Consider the following 15,004-nt stretch of genomic DNA (forward strand, 5'->3'; position numbering starts at 1 on the left):
TCACCTTGCTGAACAATGGTGGCCGCTGGCGCGCGGCCGTCAACGCCCCGTTCCGAGCCCTCGTTGAGCCGAAGCCGACGTCTTGTCGGCGCATCAAAAGCATCAACGAGGGAGTTCAAACATGTTCAAGAAAATCGTGGCCACGGCCGCCCTGCTGTTCGCTGCCGCATCGTTCGCGGCGGTCGATGTCAACAAGGGCAGCGAAGCCGATCTCGACGGCCTCAAGGGCGTGGGGCCCGCGCTCTCCAAACGCATCCTCGACGCGCGCAAGCAGGGCGAGTTCAAGGACTGGGCCGATCTCATGCAACGCGTGAAGGGCGTGAAGGAGAAGGCCGCGGCCAAGCTCTCGGCCGAAGGCCTGACGGTCAACGGCAAGGCCTACGCGGGCGGCGACGCACCGGCCGCCGCGCCCAAGGCCGGCAAGCCAGCGAAGGTCGCGGCCAAGGAATGACGGGGCACTGACCCCGCGAACGAGCCGCCCTTCGGGGCGGCTTTTTCATGCGCGTCAACCCATGCCGCCACGGTGCCGCCACCGCGCAACACGCAGGGAAAGGCCTCAGCAAGTGGCCCGGAATTTGCACGTATGCTTTTCTTTCGTTTTGCTTTCACTACATCCGGAGCGCGCACATGAATCACAAGTTCGGCCTGGCCCTCGCAGGCCTCACCCTCGGCGCCGCGGCCTTCGCGCAAACCAAGTGGGATCTGCCCACGGCCTACCCGGCCACCAACTACCACACCGAGAACATCACGCAGTTCGCGAAGGACGTGGACGCGGCCACCGGCGGCAAGCTCAAGGTCACGGTGCACGCGAACGCCTCGCTGTTCAAGGCGCCCGAGATCAAGCGCGCGGTGCAAAGCGGCCAGGCCCAGGCCGGCGAGATCCTCCTGGCCAACTTCGCCAACGAGAACCCGATCTACGCGCTCGACGGCGTGCCCTTCCTGGCCACCACCTACCCCGAGGCGAAGAAGCTCTACGACGCTTCCAAGCCCGCGATGGAGAAGCTGCTGGCCGCGCAAGGCATCAAGGTGCTGTTCGTGGTGCCGTGGGCGCCGCAGGGCATCTACTCGAAGAAGGAAGTCGCCTCGGTGGCCGATCTGCGCGGCATCAAGTGGCGCGCCTACAGCCCGGCCACCGCCAAGATCGCCGAGCTGATCGGCGCGCAGCCGGTGCAGATCCAGCAGGCCGAGCTCAGCGCCGCCATGGCCACCGGCGTGATCGAGAGCTACATGAGCTCGGGCTCGACCGGCTACGACACCAAGACCTTCGAGCACATCAAGAACTTCTACGACACGCAGGCCTGGATCCCGAAGAACGCGATCCTCGTCAATGCCAAGGCCTTCGACGCGCTCGACGCCACCACCAAGGCCGCCGTCACCAAGGCCGCGGCCGATGCCGAAACGCGCGGCTGGAAGGTCGCGCAGGAGAAGAACGAGGAATACAAGCGCCTGCTCGCCGAGCGCGGCATGAAGATCCACAAGCCCTCGGCCAAGCTCGATGCCGACATGCGCCAGGTCGGCGGTCATGCAGGCCGACTGGCTCAAGGCGGCCGGGCCCGACGGTCAAGCCATCGTCGACGCGTACAAGAAAAAGTAGCCCGTGCGCAAATTCCTGGACCGCCTCTACGACGGCGCCGGCGCGCTCGGCGCGTTCTGCGTGTTCCTGATCTTCGTGCTGATGATCCTGGCCGGCGTGGGCCGGCAGATGAACTGGCACGTGAGCGGGCTCAACGACGTGGTGGCGTGGCTCTGCGCGGCCGCGGCCTTCTTCGCGATGGCGCATGCATTCCGCCACGGCGACTTCGTGCGCGTCACGCTGCTGCTCGAGGCCGTGCCGCCGAAGACGCGGCGCGTGCTCGACGTCACCTGCCTGCTGATCGCGGCGGTCTCGGTGTCCTACCTCACCTACTGGGCCACCAGCTTCACCTGGGAGAGCTACGAGTTCGCCGAGATGGCCACGGGCCTGGTCGTGATCCCGATCTGGATTCCGCAATCGACCTTCGTGATCGGCTGCTGGCTGCTGCTGATCGCGATGATCGACGAGCTCGTGGGCGTGCTGCGCGGCGAGAAGCCCAGCTACCAGCGCGCCATCGAAGAACGCCACGCCGCGGGCGACTTCTCCTCCGACGTCTGAGTCTTCGAACACCCACAACAACACCCAAGACACCCGATGTTCGAAAACCTCTGGATGGGCGCCCTGCTGCTCGGGATCATGCTGCTGCTGCTCGCGGGCGGCGTCTGGATCGCGATGACGCTGGCCATCGTCGGCTGGGTCGGCCAGGCCTTCTTCACCAACACGCTGCCGGGCAAGAACCTGTTCTCGGCCTTCTGGGAAAGCAATGCGAGCTGGGAGCTCGCGGCGCTGCCGCTGTTCATCTGGATGGGCGAGATCCTCTTTCGCACCAAGCTCAGCGAGGAGATGTTCGAGGGCCTGCGCCCCTGGCTCAATCGCGTGCCGGGCCGGCTGATGCACACCACCATCCTCGGCTGCGGCGTGTTCGGCTCGGTCTCGGGTTCGTCGGCCGCAACCTGCGCCACCATCGCCAAGGTCGCGCTGCCCGAGCTCAAGCGCCGCGGCTACAACGAGAAGCTCGCGATCGGCTCGCTCGCCACGGCCGGCACCCTGGGCATCCTGATCCCGCCTTCGATCACGATGGTGGTCTATGCCGTGGCGGCCGACGCGTCGATCATCCGCATCTTCCTCGCCGGCTTCCTGCCCGGGTTCCTGCTGATGCTGCTGTTCTCGGGCTACATCGGCTGGTGGAGCCTGCGCAATCCCGACAAGGTGCCGCCGGCCGATCCGCCGACCACCTTCATGGAGAAGATCCGCCTCTCGGGCAACCTGATCCCCTGCGCGCTGCTGATCGTGTTCATCGTCTGGGTGCTGGTCGCGGGCTGGGCCACGGCCACCGAGTGCGCGGCCTTCGGCGTGCTCGGTTCGCTGGCCATCGCGGCCTGGGGCCGCAGCCTGACCTGGAAGAACTTCAAGGACGGACTCATGGGTGCCACGCGCACCAGCTGCATGATCATGTTCATCCTCGCGGGCGCGGCCTTCCTCACCAAGACCATGGCCTTCACCGGCATCCCGCGCGAACTCGCCGAATGGGTCGACAGCATGCACCTGTCGCCCTACGCGCTGATCGGGGCGCTGGTCGTGGTCTACCTGGTGCTGGGCACGGCGCTCGACGGCATCTCGATGATCGTGCTGACCAGCGCGGTGGTGCTGCCGATGATCCAGAAGGCCGGCTTCGACCTCGTGTGGTTCGGCATCTTCATCGTGCTGCTGGTCGAGATCGCCGAGGTCACGCCGCCCGTGGGCTTCAACCTCTTCGTGCTGCAGAACATGACGGGCAAGGACAGCAACGTGATCGCCAAGGCGGCGATCCCGTTCTTCTTCTGCCTCGTGCTGTGCATCGCGCTGATCACGCTGTTCCCGAGCATCGTCACCATCCTGCCCGACGTCGTGATGGGCAAGGAGCGCTAGCAGCGCCCGCGGCGGCCTGCGGATAATCGCCGCCATGCTGCTGAACGCCGTCTTCATCTGCCTCGCCGCCTGTGTCGGCGCCCTCCTGCGCTGGGGCTTCGCCCTGTGGCTCAACCCCGGCGGCGTCCTGCCGTGGGGCACGCTGGCAGTGAACCTGATCGGCGGCTACCTGATCGGCGTGGCCATCGGCGTGTTCAGCGGCCTGCCGGACATCAACCCGGCCTGGCGCCTGATGGTGATCACCGGCTTCCTCGGCACCCTCACCACCTTCTCGAGCTTCTCGGCCGAAGTGGTGGGCATGCTGACCGCCGGCCGCGTCGGGCTCGCCATGGGCACCATCGCCCTGCACCTCGGCGGCTCGCTGTGCATGACCTGGCTCGGACTGCGTACCGTGCAGGCCTTCTCGGCCTGATCGCCGGCCCAAAAACCGCCTTATGTCCTGCGGTTATAGATAGGGTCCTCCATAGAGGCGGCCGATAGAATCGACCGCAATGCCCCTCGTCCTGCTCGTCGCACTCCCGTTCCTTGCCAGCGTACTGGCGGCCTTGATGCCGTCGAACGCGCGCAACCGGGAATCCACGCTCGCAGGGCTGGTCGCGCTGGGCTGCGCGGTGCAGACGGCGTGGCTGTTCCCGCGGCTCGCCAACGGCAACGTGCTGCGCCACGAGATCGAATGGCTGCCTGCGCTGGGCCTGAACCTCGTGTTCCGCATGGACGGCTTCGCCTGGCTGTTCTGCATGCTGGTGCTGGGCATCGGCACGCTGGTGGTGCTCTACGCGCGCTACTACATGTCGGCCTCCGACCCGGTGCCGCGCTTCTTCTCGTTCTTCCTCGCGTTCATGGGCGCGATGATGGGTGTGGTGCTTTCGGGCAACCTGATCCAGATGGTGCTGTTCTGGGAGCTCACCAGCCTGTTCTCGTTCCTGCTGATCGGCTACTGGCACCACCGGCGCGATGCCCGGCGCGGCGCGCGCATGGCGCTCACGGTCACCGGCGCGGGCGGGCTGTGCCTGCTGGCCGGCGTGCTGGTGCTGGGCCGCATCGTCGGCAGCTACGAGCTCGACGTGGTGCTGGCCTCGGGCGACGTGATCCGCGCCCACGCGCTGTACCCGGTGGCGCTGGTGCTGATCCTGCTGGGCGCCTTCACCAAGAGCGCGCAGTTCCCGTTCCACTTCTGGCTGCCGCGCGCCATGGCCGCGCCCACGCCGGTGTCGGCCTACCTGCACTCGGCCACCATGGTGAAGCTCGGCGTGTTCCTGATGGCGCGGCTGTGGCCCGTGCTCTCGGGCACCGAGCAGTGGTTCTGGCTGGTGGGCGGCGCGGGCGCCATCACGCTGCTGCTCGGCGGCTTCATCGCGATGTTCCAGCGCGACCTGAAGGCGCTGCTGGCCTACTCGACCATCTCGCACCTCGGCCTCATCACCCTGCTGCTGGGCCTCAACAGCCCGCTCGCGGCGGTGGCGGCGGTGTTCCACGTCATGAACCACGCGACCTTCAAGGCGTCGCTGTTCATGGCCGCCGGCATCATCGACCACGAGACCGGCACGCGCGACATCCGCAAGCTCAGCGGCCTGATGCGGCTGATGCCGATCACCGGCACGCTGGCCATCATCGCGAGCGCCTCGATGGCCGGCGTGCCGCTGCTCAACGGCTTCCTCTCGAAGGAGATGTTCTTCGCCGAGACGGTGTTCATCCAGGCCACGCCCTGGGTCGACCTCAGCCTGCCGCTGATCGCCACGCTGGCCGGCATCTTCAGCGTGGCCTACTCGGCGCGCTTCGTGTTCGACGTGTTCTTCGGCGCGCCCTGCGGCAACGAGGTGCCCAAGCCGCCGCACGAGCCGCCGCACTGGATGCGCGTGCCGGTAGAGCTGCTGGTGCTGATCTGCCTGGTGGTGGGCGTGGCGCCGGCCTGGTCGGTCGGGCCGATGCTGGCGGCCGCGGCGGCGCCCGTGGTCGGCGGCATCCTGCCCGAGTACAGCCTGGCCGTGTGGCACGGCTTCAACCTGCCCCTTCTGATGAGCTTCGTCGCCCTGGCGGGCGGTGCGGGCCTCTACCTGCTGCAGCGCCGCCAGCGCGCGGCTGGCGGCCTCGAGAACACGCCGCTCTTGCACCGCTTCGACGGCCAGGTGATCTTCGAGCACCTGATCGCGCTGCTGAGCGAGGCCGGCCGGCGCAGCCGCCGCCTGTTCGGCACGCGCCGCATGCAGACCCAGCTGCTGCTGCTCGTGGTGGTGGCCGTGGCCGGCGCCTTCGCCGCGCTCAAGCAGACACCCGCGGCCGCCGGCACGCGCGAGCTGCTGCCCTTCTCGCCGATGTTCGCCATGACCTGGCTGATCGGCGGCGTCTGCGCGCTGGCCGCCGCCTGGCAGGCCAAGTTCCACCGGCTCGCCGCATTGATGCTGGCCGCGGGCGCGGGCCTGGTCTCGTGCGTCACCTACATCTGGTTCTCGGCGCCCGACCTCGCGCTCACGCAGCTGGTGGTCGAGGCCGTGACCACGGTGCTGATCCTGCTCGGGCTGCGCTGGCTGCCGATGCGCAGCAAGGACGCGGTGCAGACCGCGAGCGCGCGGCTGCGCCCCTGGGGCCGGCGCGGCCGCGACCTGCTGGTGGCCACCGTCGCGGGCTGCGGCATGGCGGCACTGGCCTGGGCCATGATGACGCGCACCTTTCCGCAGAGCATCTCGCCCTTCTTCCTCGAGCGCGCGCTCAGCGAGGGCGGCGGCACCAACGTGGTCAACGTGATGCTGGTCGACTTCCGCGGCTTCGACACCTTCGGCGAGATCACCGTGCTCGGCGTGGTGGCGCTCACCGTCTACGCGCTGCTGCGCCGCTTCCGGCCCGCGGTCGAATCGATGGCGCTGCCGCCGCAGCAGCGCGCCCAGGCCGACGACGGCAGCAGCGACCTGCTGAACCCGCGCCGCGCCAAGGACACCGCCGTCGGCTACCTGATGGTGCCCGCGGTGCTGGTGCGCCTGCTGCTGCCGCTGTCGGTGCTGGTGGCGGTCTATCTCTTCATGCGCGGCCACAACGCGCCCGGCGGCGGCTTCGTCGCGGGGCTGGTGATGTCGGTGGCGCTGGTGCTGCAGTTCATCGTCTCGGGCACCGAGTGGGTGGAGGAGCACCTGCGCATCTACCCCGCGCCGCTGGATCGCCATCGGCCTGCTGTTCGCGCTCGGTACCGGCAGCGGCGCTGTCTTCTTCGGCTACCCCTTCCTGACCACGCACACCGCCCACCTGCACCTGCCGGTGCTCGGCGACATCCACGTGCCCAGCGCCCTGTTCTTCGACATCGGCGTGTTCGCGCTGGTGCTCGGTGCCACCATGCTGATCCTCACCGCGCTCGCGCACCAGTCGGTGCGCAGCCATCGCTGGGCCGACGAGCAGGCCGAACAATGACCACCCCCGTTGCTTGCTCACTTCGTGTAGCCGCCTCCCCCCTCAAGGGGGCAACACCAGCGGCCCGGCAAAGCCGGTTCCGCGGTGTTCCCCGCAAAAAGCGGAAGGCCGTGTTGCGCGGGGCATCATCGATCCGGCTTTGCCGGGCGATCGATGCCGCCCCCGGTAGGGGGTTGGCGAAGCGACACGAAGTGCGCGCAGCCTGGGGGGGAGCCTAGTACTGGAAATCGTGCTCGCCCTCGCCATTGGCGTGCTGACCGGCTCGGGTGTCTACCTGCTGCTGCGTCCGCGTACCTTCCAGGTCATCATGGGCCTGACCCTGATCTCGTACGCGGTCAACCTCTTCATCTTCAGCATGGGCCGGCTCAAGGTCGACAGCGAGCCGGTGCTGATCCCCGGCTTCGCGGCCACGCTGGCCAACACGGCCGATCCGATGCCGCAGGCGCTGGTGCTCACCGCGATCGTGATCGGCTTCGCGATGACCGCGCTGTTCCTGGTGGTGCTGCTGGCCTCGCGCGGCCTGACCGGCACCGACCACGTGGACGGCGAGGAACGCCAGGAACAGGAAGAGGCGCGCGAATGACCGAGCTCTTCCGCCTGCTCGACCAGCTGCTCGAGATCAGCATGCCGCACCTGGTGGCGGTGCCGATCCTGGTGCCGATGCTCACGGCCGCGTTGATGCTGCTGCTGGGCGAGCAGCGCCGCCGCACCAAGTCCTTCCTCAGCGTGGTCTCGGGCCTGGTGGGCCTCATGGCCGCGCTCGCGCTGCTGCGCTGGGTCAACGCGGCCGACACCGGCGGCGGCCCGGGCTCGATCGGCGTCTACCTGCCCGGCAACTGGCGCGCGCCCTTCGGCATCGTGCTGGTGGCCGACCGGCTCTCGACCATGATGGTGGCGCTGACCGGCGTGATCGCCTTCGCCGCCTCGATCTATTCCACCTCGCGCTGGGACCGCGCGGGCGTGCACTTCCATCCGCTGCTGCAGCTGCAGCTCATGGGCCTGAACGGCGCCTTCCTCACCGGCGACCTGTTCAACCTGTTCGTGTTCTTCGAGGTCATGCTGGCCGCCTCCTACGGCCTGCTGCTGCACGGCTCGGGCCGGCTGCGGGTGCAGGCCGGGCTGCACTACATCGCGATCAACCTCGCCGCCTCCTCGCTGTTCCTGATCGGTGCGGCCATGCTGTATGGCGCCACCGGCACGCTCAACATGGCCGACCTGGGGCTGCGCATCGCCCAGCTCGCGCCCGGCGACCGCGGCCTGGTGCACGCGGCCGCGGCCATCCTGTTCACCGCCTTCTTCGCCAAGGCCGGGGCCTGGCCGCTCAACTTCTGGCTGGTGCCGGCCTACAGCGCGGCCGTGTCGCCGGTGGGCGCGGTGTTCGCGCTGCTCACCAAGCTCGGCGTCTACACCGTGCTGCGGCTGTGGACCGTGCTGTTCGCGCCCGACACCGGCGCCTCGGCCGAGTTCGGCCAGGTGGTGCTGATCGGCGCCGGCCTCGCCACCCTGTTCGTCGCGGCCATCGGCATCGTCGGCACGCAGCGGCTGTCGAACCTCGCGGGCTTCAGCGTGCTGATCTCGGCCGGCACCTTGCTCACCGCGGTCGGGCTGGGCCAGCCCGATGTCTGGGCCGGCGCGCTGTTCTACCTGCTGAGCTCCACGCTCGCGGTGGCCGCCTTCTTCCTCTTGATCGACATGATCGAGCGCTGGCGCAACGCCGGCATGAGCGTGGCGCCGCACGAGGCCGCGGGCAACGCGCCCTTCCTGGCCGAGGACCTGCGCGCGCTCGACGACGTGAACCTCGACGACAACGCGCAGGCACTCTACGGCCGCGCCATTCCGGCCGGCGTGGCCTTCCTGGGCCTGAGCTTCATGATCTGCACGCTGCTGCTCACCGGCCTGCCGCCGCTGTCGGGCTTCGTCGGCAAGTTCGCGATGCTCTCGGGGCTGATGGGCAGCGCCAGCGCGCTCACCGCCGCCGACTGGACCTTCCTCGTGCTGCTGATCGTCTCGGGCTTCCTCGCGCTGATCGCGCTGACCCGCACCGGCATCCGCCATTTCTGGACCCAGCCGCATGCCAACCTGCCCTCGCTGCCCGCGCTCGAGGTGCTGCCGGTGGCCGGGCTGATCGCGGCCTGCATCGCGCTCACCGTCTGGTCCGAGCCCGTGCTGCGCCACGCGATGGCCACCGCCGAGGGCCTGCGCACGCCGAGCGCCTACCGCGAGGCGGTGATGGGCGCGCGGCAGGTGCCGAACCCGGTGCCCGCTGCTGCCAAGGGCGATACGAAGGCCGGCACGCCATGAAGCGCCTGATCCCCTCCCCGCCGCTGTCGGTCGCGCTGCTCGTCGTCTGGCTGCTGCTCAACCAGTCGCTCGAGGCCAGCACGCTGGTGTCGGGCCTGCTGCTGGCCGTCGCCGTGCCGCTGCTGACCAAGGGCCTGCGGCCCGCCACCGTGCGCATGCGCCGGCCCGGCGTGGCGTTGCGGCTGGCCGGCGTCGTGCTCTACGACATGTCGCTGTCGGTGTTCGCGGTGGCGCGCGCGCTGCTCACGCGCCGCAGCGACCAGATCCATTCGAACTTCCTGCGCATACCGCTGGACCTGCGCGACCCCAACGGCCTCGCGGTGCTCGCGATGATCATGTGCCTCACGCCGGGCACCGCCTGGGGCGAGGTGGCCTTCGACCGCAGCACCCTGCTGATCCACGTCTTCGACCTCGACGACGAGGCGGCCTTCATCGCCCAGATCAAGAACCGCTACGAACGTCCGCTGATGGAGATCTTCGAATCATGACGCCCATCCTTTTCTGGTCGCTCAAGTTCGCGCTGTTCCTGCTCGCGGTGGCGATGCTGTGCGCCGTCGCGCGCCTCTTGATCGGCCCCACCGCCCAAGACCGCGTGATGGCGCTCGACTGCCTCTACATCAACGGCATGCTGATGATGCTGACGCTGGGCATCGTCTACGCGAGCGACGTGTACTTCGGCGCCGCGATGCTGATCGCGCTGTTCGGCTTCGTCAGTTCGACGGCGATGGCCAAGTTCCTGCTGCGCGGGGAGGTGATCGAATGAGCGATTTCATCGTGGGCCCGCTGCCCTTGTGGGCCGAGGTCGTCACCGGCGTGTTCGCGGTGCTGGGCGCGGCCTTCGCGGCTATCGGCTCCTTCGGCCTGGTGCGGCTGCCGAGCTTCTTCCGCCGCATCCACGCGCCCACCCTGGGCGCCACCGGCGGCGTGTGGTCGATGATGGTCGCGACCATCGTCTACTTCTCGGTGCAGAGCCACAGCCTGTTCCTGCACGCGACCCTGATCGCGCTGTTCGTGGCGCTCACCACGCCCGTCACCACCATCTTCCTGATGCGCGCCGCGCTGTTCCGCGAACGGCAGAAGCACGGCGACGTGCCGCCGCCCGCGCCCTCGGACCAGGCGCCGATTCCGCCCTACCAGGGCTGACAAGGTGTGAGGGCCCGCGGCGCCGAGGCGCTCAGGGCGCCATGCGCACGTTCTTGTCGAGGAAGTCGTTGCTGAACAGCAGCGCGGGGTCGTAGGGCTTCTCGATGCCGATCAGCGACGAGACCAGCTCGTAGTCGGCCTTCACGCGCGCGCCATCGAAGGCGCCGAGCGCCACCTTGGTGGTGGTGTCGTCGCGCATCAGCTGCTTGATGCGTTCCCACTGGTCGCGCTGGTTGTCGGGCGACAGGCCGCTCACGCTCGCGGTCAGCGCCTGCAGGCAGGGCGCGAAGTCCTTCACGCAGGCCTCGTAGGCGCGCTGCGTGACGGCGACGAACTTCTTCACCTGCTCGGGCTTCTTCGCGAGGTAGGCACCGTTGACGATCAGCGAGTTGCCGTAGACGTTCACGCCGGCCGTGCGCCAGGGCTGGAAGCCGAGGTCGTCGCCGAACTCGCGCACCTTGAGGTCGTGCTCGTTGTAGAAGTCGCTGATGATGTCGACCGACTTGCTCTTGAGCGCCGCGACCTTGGCCTGCGGGCTCACGTTGACGAAGCTCACGCTGGCCGGGTCGAGGCCGGTCTTCTTCGCGAAGGCCGGCCACATCAGGCGCGCGGCGTCGCCCGGCGGATTGCCGATCTTGCGGCCCGCGAAGTCCTTCGGCCCCTGGATGCCCGAGGACTTGAGCCAGTAGAAGCCCTGCGGGCTGTTGGCGTAGATCACCATCAGCGCCTTCACGTCGGCGCCCTTGCCGCGGGCCTGGATGGTGGTCGGCAGGTCGGAGATGCCGAGCTCGCTGCCGCCCGTGCCCACGCGCTGCGCCGACACGGCCGAGCCCTTGCCGGCCTCGATGTTGAGGTCGATGCCGGCCTCCGAATACCAGCCCTTGGACTTCGCGTAGTAGAGCGGCGCATGGTCCGCCGTGGGCGTCCAGTTGAGCATCAGGCTCATGGAATCGGCGGCGAATGCCGCGGGGCCCTGCAGCGCGAGAACGGCGGCGGCGCCAGCCACCGACAACAGCTTTTTCATGCAGCTCACTCCAAAAGAAGGTACAAACAGATCCTGAAATTCATATTACCAACTGTTTGGTTGATAGGCAATCGAAGCCTTCCCGCCCTGGAGACAGAATCCGACCATGCCTTCCGCCACCTCCCGCAAGTCCGCCACCGGACCCGCCACCGCGCCCGCCGCCACACCGGCGGCCACCGTCCCCGTCGCCACGCGCCGCGAGCGCGACCCCGTCGCCGCCAAGCAGGCGCTGATCGCCGCCGCGGTCGCCGAGTTCGCGACCAAGGGCTTCGCGGGCGCGCGCGTCGACGAGATCGCCTCCGCCGCGGGCGTGAACAAGCAGCTCGTCTACCACTACTTCGAGAGCAAGCAGGGGCTGTACCTGGTGGCGCTCGAATCGGTCTATGCCGAGATCCGCGAGAAGGAACAGAAGCTCGAGCTCGGCGCGCTCGAGCCGCGCGAGGCGATGGCGCAGCTGGTGGCCTTCTCCTTCGACTACCTGGCCGAGCATCCCGAGTTCATCGCCATGCTGGCCGACGAGAACCGCAACCGCGGCGAGCACCTGCACGAGTCGGAGCGGCTGCAGAAGATGCACTCGCCCTTCATCGAGATGCTCGAGGCCACGCTCGAGCGCGGCGTGGCCGCGGGCGTGTTCCGCGCCGACTTCGACGCGATCAACCTCTACATCTCGATCGCCGGCATCTCCTACTTCTTCTTCTCGAACAACCACACGCTGTCGGCCATCTTCGGCACCCCGCTCGACGCGCGCGGCGCGCTGCTCAAGCGCCGCCGCCACGTGATCGAGTTCGCGCTCAACGCGCTGCGGCCCTGAGCGCCCGCGGCCCTCGCGCCGCTTTTTATCAACTGGTTGGTTGACTCGATCGGCCAGCCTGCCTATGATCCGCCGCATTGTTTCCTTCCACAGGAATTGAGATGACGGCATCCGACGGCGCCTCCCCGCCCACCGCAAGCTCCGCGCCGCTGTCCGGCGAACGCCCCGCCTGGCAGCGCTGGGCCGTGGTGGTCGCAGTGCACATCGCCGCGGTGCTGCTGTGGGAGTTCGCGGTGCGCGCCTTCCAGATCCAGCCCTTCGTGCTGCCGGCGCCGTCGAAGGTGCTCGCCACGCTGGCCAATCCGCAGCACGCCTGGCTCATGAACACCGGAGTGACCGCGCTCGAGGTGTTCGGCGGCTACGTGCTGGGCCTGGTGCTCGGCATCCTCTGCGCGCTGCTGTTCGTCACCAGCCGGCGTCTGATGCTGGTGGCCTTCCCGCTGCTGGTCACGCTCAACATGATCCCGAAGGTGGCGATGGGCCCGCTGGTGATCGTGTGGTTCAGCTACGGCATCGGGCCGAACATCCTGATCACCTTCAGCCTGTGCTTCTTCCCGATCCTGCTGACCACGATCCGCGGGCTCAACGAGACCGAGCCCGAGCTGCTCGACCTGGTGCGCGCGCTCAAGGGCTCGCGCTGGCAGCTGTTCCGCTACATCCAGCTGCCGGGCTCGCTGCCCTACGTGTTCTCGGGCATGAAGGTCGCCACCATCCTCGCGGTCGCGGGTGCGGTGGTGGGCGAGTTCATCGCGTCGGAGCGCGGCCTGGGCTACCTGATGATCCAGGTGCAGGCCTCGCTCGACACCCCCGCGGTCTTCATGGCCGTGCTCCTCATCACCGGCCTGGGCGTGCTGCTCTACCTGCTGGTGCTGCTGCTGGAGCGCCTCTTCATCACCCAGGACGCCCGAATCCAATGAACACCACCATCCCTGTGCTCGACGACCTCCCCTTCCCCGAACGCTTCGACACCGAGGCCGCGCTCGAGGACTACCTCGCCACGCCCTCGCGCGACCTGCTGCGCGACATGGCGCGCATCGACGGCGACCTGATGGTGCTCGGCGTCGGCGGCAAGATGGGCCCGACGCTCGCGCGACTGGCGAAGAACGCGATGCCGGGCCGGCGCGTGATCGCGGTGGCGCGCTTCAGCGAGGCCGGCGTGCGCGAGGCGCTCGAGGCGCACGGCATCGAGACCCTGGCCTGCGACCTGCTCGACGCCGAGGCGATCGCGAAGCTGCCGCGCACGCCCAACGTGGTCTTCATGGCCGGGCGCAAGTTCGGCGCCGATGCCGACAACCCGCTGACCTGGGCCATGAACGCGCATGTGCCCGCACTGGTGGCGCAGCACTTCAGCGGCTCGCGCATCGTGGCCTTCTCCACCGCCTGCGTCTATCCCTTCGTGCCGGTGATCGGCCAGGGCGCGCACGAGAGCGAGGCGCCCAATCCGCCCGGCGAGTACGCCAACTCCTGCGTGGGCCGCGAGCGCATGTTCGAGTACTTCTCGCAGCGCCACGGCACGCCGGGCCGGCTGTTCCGCCTGAGCTACGCCATCGACCTGCGCTACGGTGTGCTGGCCGACGTGGCCGGCAAGGTCTGGCGCGGCGAGCCGGTGGACGTGACCATGGGCCACGTCAACGTGATCTGGCAGGGCGACGCCAACGCGCAGGCGCTGCGCTGCCTCGCGGCCGCGACGGTGCCGACCTCGCCGCTCAACGTGAGCGGCCCCGAGACCACCTCGATCCGCTGGCTGGCCGAGGAGTTCGGCCGCCGCTTCGGCAAGCCGGTGCAGATCGCGGGCAGCGAGGCGCCCACCGCCTGGCTCATGAACACCGGCGAGGCCGAGCGGCTGTTCGGCTATCCGCGCGTGCCGCTGTCGCAGCTCGTGGGCTGGGTCGCCGACTGGATCGCGCGCGAGCAGCGCCAGTACGGCAAGCCGACCAAGTTCGAATCGCGCGACGGCAGGTACTGAAGGAAGACACCGTGCCCGCCACCGCCCTCGTCGAAACGCTGGACGCGCTCTCGCCGCGCGACCTGCCGCAGCTGGACGCGCTGGTCGCGGCCAGCGGCTGGAACCAGCTCGCGGCGGACTGGCGGCTGTTCGAGCGGCTCGGCAGCGTGCATGCGATACGCGACGGCGAAGGCAGCATCGTCGCCAGCGGCGCGGTGCTGCCGATGGAGCGCGCGGCCGACGCGCCGCGCAAAGATCCCGGCGCCGCCTGGATCAGCATGATCCTCGTGGCCCCCGACGCGCGCGGGCAGGGCCTGGGCCGCGCGGTGTTCGCGCACTGCCTCGAGCGCGTGCGCGCGCAGGGCCGCATCGCGATGCTCGATGCCACGCCGCAGGGCGAGCCGCTCTATGCGAGCTTCGGTTTCGCGCCGCTGTGGCGGCTCACGCGCTGGCGCCGCGAGGCGCTCGCGCATGCGGCCGATCCCGCGCCGGGCGACCGGCCCGATGCCGCGCCGCTCGCCGCGCTCGACACCGAGGCCCTGGGCCTCGCCCGCCCCCAGGTGCTCGCCGACCTGCTCGCGCGCACCGGCAGCCGCTGCGTGCGCGATGGCCGCGCCTTCGCCGTCGTGCGAGAGGGCCGCGTCGCCCATCACATCGGCCCGCTGCTCGCGGCCGACGAAGCCCATGCCCGCGCGCTGCTGCCGCGCGCGCTCGCCGGTATCGCCGGCCCGGTGCTGATCGACGTGCCCGACGGCCGCGCGCAACTCGCGCAGGCACTGCGCGCCGCCGGTTTCGAGCCCCAGCGCGGCTTCGCGCGCATGGCGCTGCCGCCCACGGGCGCGGCGGCGCCGGCCGGTCATCCCTCGTTCATCTACGCCATTGCCGGCCCCGAGTTCGGCTGAG

The 15,004-nt window shown here is 69.1% G+C and carries 14 protein-coding genes and 2 pseudogenes; 15 read left to right on the top strand and 1 reads right to left on the bottom strand.

Translation table 11 applies throughout. From position 1 onward, the window contains the following. Positions 1-121 precede the first annotated feature (121 nt). From ACHMXE_RS33355 to mnhG, 11 genes and pseudogenes are all read left to right on the top strand, one after another. Positions 122-451, top strand: coding sequence for a helix-hairpin-helix domain-containing protein (locus ACHMXE_RS33355; RefSeq protein ID WP_203205071.1), 330 nt, complete (start codon positions 122-124; stop codon positions 449-451). 176 nt (positions 452-627) lie between these two features. Then, positions 628-1,594 (top strand): annotated as a pseudogene (locus tag ACHMXE_RS33360) (TRAP transporter substrate-binding protein). Positions 1,595-1,597: 3 nt separating this feature from the next. After that, positions 1,598-2,131 carry a TRAP transporter small permease gene (locus tag ACHMXE_RS33365; RefSeq protein ID WP_203205069.1) on the top strand — a complete coding sequence of 178 codons (534 nt, stop codon included), beginning with the start codon at positions 1,598-1,600 and terminating at the stop codon, positions 2,129-2,131. A gap of 36 nt (positions 2,132-2,167) precedes the next feature. Then, positions 2,168-3,481 carry a TRAP transporter large permease gene (locus ACHMXE_RS33370; RefSeq protein WP_203205068.1) on the top strand — a complete coding sequence of 438 codons (1,314 nt, stop codon included), beginning with the start codon at positions 2,168-2,170 and terminating at the stop codon, positions 3,479-3,481. 34 nt (positions 3,482-3,515) lie between these two features. After that, complete coding sequence (gene crcB, locus ACHMXE_RS33375; protein WP_395348284.1) at positions 3,516-3,893, top strand: fluoride efflux transporter CrcB; 378 nt, start codon at positions 3,516-3,518, stop codon at positions 3,891-3,893. A 136-nt stretch (positions 3,894-4,029) separates the two neighbouring features. Next, positions 4,030-6,877, top strand: a pseudogene (locus ACHMXE_RS33380) (monovalent cation/H+ antiporter subunit A). A gap of 220 nt (positions 6,878-7,097) precedes the next feature. Then, positions 7,098-7,460: a Na+/H+ antiporter subunit C gene (locus ACHMXE_RS33385; protein ID WP_057589595.1), complete on the top strand. Its 363-nt coding sequence runs from the start codon at positions 7,098-7,100 to the stop codon at positions 7,458-7,460. Further along, entirely contained in the window at positions 7,457-9,178 is a 1,722-nt protein-coding gene (locus ACHMXE_RS33390; protein WP_395348286.1) for a monovalent cation/H+ antiporter subunit D, read from the top strand. Before ACHMXE_RS33385 ends, ACHMXE_RS33390 begins: the two co-directional genes overlap by 4 nt. Continuing rightward, positions 9,175-9,666, top strand: coding sequence for a Na+/H+ antiporter subunit E (locus tag ACHMXE_RS33395; protein ID WP_395348288.1), 492 nt, complete (start codon positions 9,175-9,177; stop codon positions 9,664-9,666). Before ACHMXE_RS33390 ends, ACHMXE_RS33395 begins: the two co-directional genes overlap by 4 nt. Next, the gene (locus tag ACHMXE_RS33400; RefSeq protein WP_203205064.1) at positions 9,663-9,941 is read left to right on the top strand and encodes a K+/H+ antiporter subunit F; all 279 of its coding nucleotides are present in this window, start codon (positions 9,663-9,665) and stop codon (positions 9,939-9,941) included. Before ACHMXE_RS33395 ends, ACHMXE_RS33400 begins: the two co-directional genes overlap by 4 nt. Further along, on the top strand, positions 9,938-10,321 hold the full coding sequence (gene mnhG, locus ACHMXE_RS33405; RefSeq protein WP_203205063.1) for a monovalent cation/H(+) antiporter subunit G: 384 nt from the start codon (positions 9,938-9,940) through the stop codon (positions 10,319-10,321). Before ACHMXE_RS33400 ends, mnhG begins: the two co-directional genes overlap by 4 nt. A 31-nt stretch (positions 10,322-10,352) precedes the next feature. Here the strand turns inward: mnhG and ACHMXE_RS33410 are convergent, their stop codons facing one another. Beyond that, the gene (locus ACHMXE_RS33410; RefSeq protein WP_281081194.1) at positions 10,353-11,345 is read right to left on the bottom strand and encodes an ABC transporter substrate-binding protein; all 993 of its coding nucleotides are present in this window, start codon (positions 11,343-11,345) and stop codon (positions 10,353-10,355) included. 106 nt (positions 11,346-11,451) lie between these two features. On the opposite strand from ACHMXE_RS33410, the gene ACHMXE_RS33415 reads away from it, so the two are divergent. The 4 genes from ACHMXE_RS33415 to ACHMXE_RS33430 all read left to right on the top strand — a co-directional run bounded on the left by ACHMXE_RS33415 (position 11,452) and on the right by ACHMXE_RS33430 (position 15,003). Beyond that, complete coding sequence (locus ACHMXE_RS33415) at positions 11,452-12,156, top strand: TetR family transcriptional regulator (RefSeq protein WP_395348291.1); 705 nt, start codon at positions 11,452-11,454, stop codon at positions 12,154-12,156. A 101-nt stretch (positions 12,157-12,257) separates the two neighbouring features. Continuing rightward, positions 12,258-13,073, top strand: a complete 816-nt coding sequence (locus tag ACHMXE_RS33420) for an ABC transporter permease (protein ID WP_209541145.1) — start codon at positions 12,258-12,260, stop codon at positions 13,071-13,073. Continuing rightward, positions 13,070-14,122, top strand: coding sequence for an NAD-dependent epimerase/dehydratase family protein (locus ACHMXE_RS33425; protein ID WP_395348293.1), 1,053 nt, complete (start codon positions 13,070-13,072; stop codon positions 14,120-14,122). Before ACHMXE_RS33420 ends, ACHMXE_RS33425 begins: the two co-directional genes overlap by 4 nt. A gap of 11 nt (positions 14,123-14,133) precedes the next feature. Then, entirely contained in the window at positions 14,134-15,003 is an 870-nt protein-coding gene (locus tag ACHMXE_RS33430) for a GNAT family N-acetyltransferase (RefSeq protein WP_395348295.1), read from the top strand. Position 15,004 lies beyond the last annotated feature (1 nt).

The sequence above is a fragment of the Variovorax sp. UC122_21 genome (assembly GCF_044056785.1).
Taxonomy (GTDB): domain Bacteria; phylum Pseudomonadota; class Gammaproteobacteria; order Burkholderiales; family Burkholderiaceae_C; genus Variovorax.